This is a genomic window from Streptomyces phyllanthi, assembly GCF_009377205.1.
GTDB classification, from domain to species: domain Bacteria; phylum Actinomycetota; class Actinomycetes; order Streptomycetales; family Streptomycetaceae; genus Streptomyces; species Streptomyces phyllanthi.
In genome coordinates this window covers 1-3,106 of sequence record NZ_VJZE01000712.1, presented here as the reverse complement: position 1 = coordinate 3,106, position 3,106 = coordinate 1, and the positions used below count along the sequence as shown (strand labels likewise).

General features: G+C 70.3%; 3 protein-coding genes and 1 tRNA gene. 1 reads left to right on the top strand and 3 read right to left on the bottom strand.

Features of this window, described 5'->3' with window-relative positions; translation table 11 throughout:
• Positions 1-102: 102 nt before the first annotated feature.
• Positions 103-190, top strand: a tRNA-Ser gene (locus FNH04_RS43815).
• A gap of 79 nt (positions 191-269) precedes the next feature.
• Here the strand turns inward: FNH04_RS43815 and FNH04_RS43810 are convergent.
• Genes FNH04_RS43810 through FNH04_RS43800 form a run of 3 tightly spaced genes read right to left on the bottom strand, consistent with a single transcriptional unit; the run spans position 270 to position 3,070 of the window.
• Entirely contained in the window at positions 270-1,517 is a 1,248-nt protein-coding gene (locus FNH04_RS43810; RefSeq protein ID WP_152791805.1) for a tyrosine-type recombinase/integrase, read from the bottom strand.
• Between the two features lie 13 nt (positions 1,518-1,530).
• Positions 1,531-1,764: an excisionase family DNA-binding protein gene (locus tag FNH04_RS43805; protein WP_152791804.1), complete on the bottom strand. Its 234-nt coding sequence runs from the start codon at positions 1,762-1,764 to the stop codon at positions 1,531-1,533.
• Entirely contained in the window at positions 1,757-3,070 is a 1,314-nt protein-coding gene (locus FNH04_RS43800) for a replication initiator (RefSeq protein WP_345670649.1), read from the bottom strand. The genes FNH04_RS43805 and FNH04_RS43800 overlap by 8 nt, the downstream gene beginning before the upstream one ends.
• Positions 3,071-3,106 lie beyond the last annotated feature (36 nt).

Sequence of the window (3,106 nt, the reverse complement as noted above, 5' to 3'; positions counted from 1 at the left end):
GGGCTGCCCCCAGCCTACCCGATCCCCCGGACTCCTCCGGTCCTCTCCCCCGCGCCCGAACGAGTTCGCAAGCACTCCCCGCCGTCATGTAATGTTTCCGGCGGAGGATTCGCCTAGAGGCCTAGGGCGCACGCTTGGAAAGCGTGTTGGGGGCAACCCCTCACGAGTTCGAATCTCGTATCCTCCGCCAGTGCCTCACCGGGCACGATGTCGAAGGGCCCCACCGTTCGCGGTGGGGCCCTTCGACGTGCTCCGTCTCAGTTTCCGTCTCAGTTCGTTGTCGGGAGCTCCCACAGAGCGTCGCCGACCTGCTGCGCGACCTTGCGGAGCATGGTCCCCGTCACGTGCATGTACCGAGCGCGCATCCGGGCCGCTCCCCCGGGCTCCCAACCCATGATCGAGTCGATCACGACGTCAGGGACGCCGAGGATCAGGAGGACGGTCGCGGCGGTGTGGCGAGCGTCATGGAGACGGCCGTCCCGGACGCCCGCGTCCCGAAGCAGCCGCTTCCAGACGTGGAAGTCGGTGTTCGGGCTCAGCGGCCCGCCGACCGGCGAGGCGAAGACGTACCCCTTGCCCTCCCAGTCCCCACCGGCCGCGATCCGCTCCCGCTCCTGGGCTTCCTGATGCAGCCGGAGAATCTTGATCAGCGGATCGGGCAGACCGATGGTGCGCCGCCCGGCACGCGACTTGGTGGACTTGTGCTCGCGCCGGGTCTGCTCCCGCTTGGGGCAGTAGCCCGCCTTCCGGCCGCACGGGTTGTCTCCGCAGCCGTGCGCGTACTTGGGCCGGAGCCGGTTCTTACGGATGCGGACGTACCCCGCGTCCAGGTCGACGTCCTCCCAGTGCAGCCCGAGCGCTTCCCCTTGCCGCAGCCCGAGCGCCAGGGCGACGACCCAGCGGGCGCTGTTGCGGAGCTTGGCCGCCTCGACGAGCAGGCTCTGCACCTCCTCGATCGTGTACGGCTCGATGTCCTCTTCTTCGAGGCGCGGAGCCTTGGCGATCTCGGCGGCGTTGGTGGGCACGTGCCCGCGCCGTACTGCTTCGCCGAGGGCGACCCGGATGGTTCGGTGGGCATGGTGAGCGGTGCCGGCCGAACTGCCGGAGCTCTGCATCTTCCGGTAGAAGCGCTCCAGGTGCTCGGGCTCCAGCCGTTCGAGTCGGTGGGCGCCCAGGCCGGGCACGAGGTGAACGCGCACGTCCACCTCGTAGCCGTCGTACGTGTTCTCGGAGACGTACGGCTTGGCGATGTTCTCGACCCAGTGCTCAAGCCAGCTCTGTACGGTCCAGCTCTTGCCGGGCTTCGTGAGCTTCTTGGAGTCCCGCGCCCGCTCCATCTCGCGAACTGCCTTGGTGACCTCAGCCCTGGTCTTCCGCTCGATGTGGCGGCGGTCCGGCTTGCCGTCATCGCGGACGCCGACCGTCACCCGGCCGTGCCACTTCCCGTCCTTGCCGAGGTAGATGGACGAGGCCCCGTTGGGCTGACGAGTGCGCTTCTCCGGCTTCTTCTCTGCCATGTCCGGCCTTCCCTCAGGCCGCCGCGGCGGGACGACGACGGAGCTTGGTGACGTACGCACGCAGAGCCTCGGGCGGAACCCGGCGGAGTCGACCGACCATGACCGACTCGATCTCGCCCGCGAGCACGAGCTTGAAGCACGTCGTACGGCCGATGCGGAGCCGCCAGGCGGCTTCTTCGACGGTCAGCAGGACCGCCGAGGAGTCGGCAGGCTCCAAGACAGTGACTGTGGCGTGCTGCTCAGGCATGGGTGGGCTCTCCTTCCGTTCCGGGGGCGGGTTCGAGGGATGCGGCAAGCCAGGCTTCGGCGGCGGACAGGCCGGTTCCGGCGAAGACCCAGTGGGCGAGGACGTACGTCGTGTCGGGCGCGGGTGCGTTGGCCGCTGCGGCTTGGGCGCGGCGCCATTCGGCGCGGGCGTCGCGGAGGGCGCCGAGGGTGGTGGAGTAGCGGCGTGACTTGGTGGAGAAGTGGCCGCGGAAGCCGAGCATGTGGGCCCAGGCACGCAGGCGGAGGTGTTCGAGGTCCTTGCGTGCGCCGAGGGTCCAGGCGGTTCGGACCAGGCGGCGGGCGTGGTCGCTGATGTCGAGCTGGGCCAGCTCGGCGGCGAACTTCAGCGGCCGGTCGAGAGCTCCGGTGGCGGTCTCGGCGCCCTTGGTGGCGTACTTGGCGATGTACGCCGCTACGGCCCGTTCGGTGAGTTCCTGGCCGTTGTTGAAGTCGGCCGAGCGGATGGTGCGTACGTCGAGTTGGCGGCCGAAGGCGAAGGTGTGGGCTCGTCCGTCGGTGACCGGGCCGCCCACGCGGACCTTGGCGGCGGCGGTGCCGATGGCGTCGGTGAGCAGTTCGGCGGTTGCCCAGGCCGGGGGTGGGGTGTCGCCGCCGTTGGGGCCGTCGATGCGGATGACGGCGTGGAAGTGGACGGCGCCGCGCTTCTGGTACTCGGCGACCTTGGCGAAGGAGACGCGGGCGTGTTCGCGGAAGCGGCGCTGGGACAGGCCCGCGCGTTTGGCGACCTCTCGGCGCAGGTAGGTCGAGAAGCGCCGCCAGAGCGGACCAGCGTGCGCGTTCCAGAGAACGGCCGCTTCGTAGTCGTAGGTGTCCGGGTCAAGCGGGGTGCCGAGTGCCGCGTCGTCCTGGTCGTGGCGGAGGCCGCAGCGGCAGGGGCGGGGTGTTCCGGCCGGGCCCGTGGGGCGGTTGTGAACCGGGCCGAAGCTCGGCGCGGTGAAGGTGGCGAAGACGCGCGGGTGTGCAGCGACGTGTTCGGGGGTGCCCTTGCCGCCGCGCAGGCCTGAGGTGATCAGGTGGAAGGTGTCGCGGCGGTAGACCTCTGCGCAGGCCGCGCAGCGGGTCGTACGGCGGTTGTTGCAGCGGACGAGGAGCTGTCCGGCCGGGAGGTCGGTGGAGTCGAGGTGCTGGAGGACGCGGCCGATCTCGCCGGTGCCCGTGTCTACGTCGTACTCGGTGCGGTGGCCGTCGAGCCGGATCGGGTTGGTGCAGCCGCCAAGGCCGGAGAGCTGGTGCACGATGCCCGGCAGGGTGCCGTGCTGGGCCAGCTTGGCCAGTTCCGGGAGCGGGGGCGGGGTGGTGCG

Excerpts from the sequence above, each read along its gene's own strand:
- FNH04_RS43810 (WP_152791805.1), bottom strand. The coding sequence starts at position 1,517 with ATGGCAGAGAAGAAGCCGGAGAAGCGCACTCGTCAGCCCAACGGGGCC.
- FNH04_RS43805 (WP_152791804.1), bottom strand. The coding sequence starts at position 1,764 with ATGCCTGAGCAGCACGCCACAGTCACTGTCTTGGAGCCTGCCGACTCC.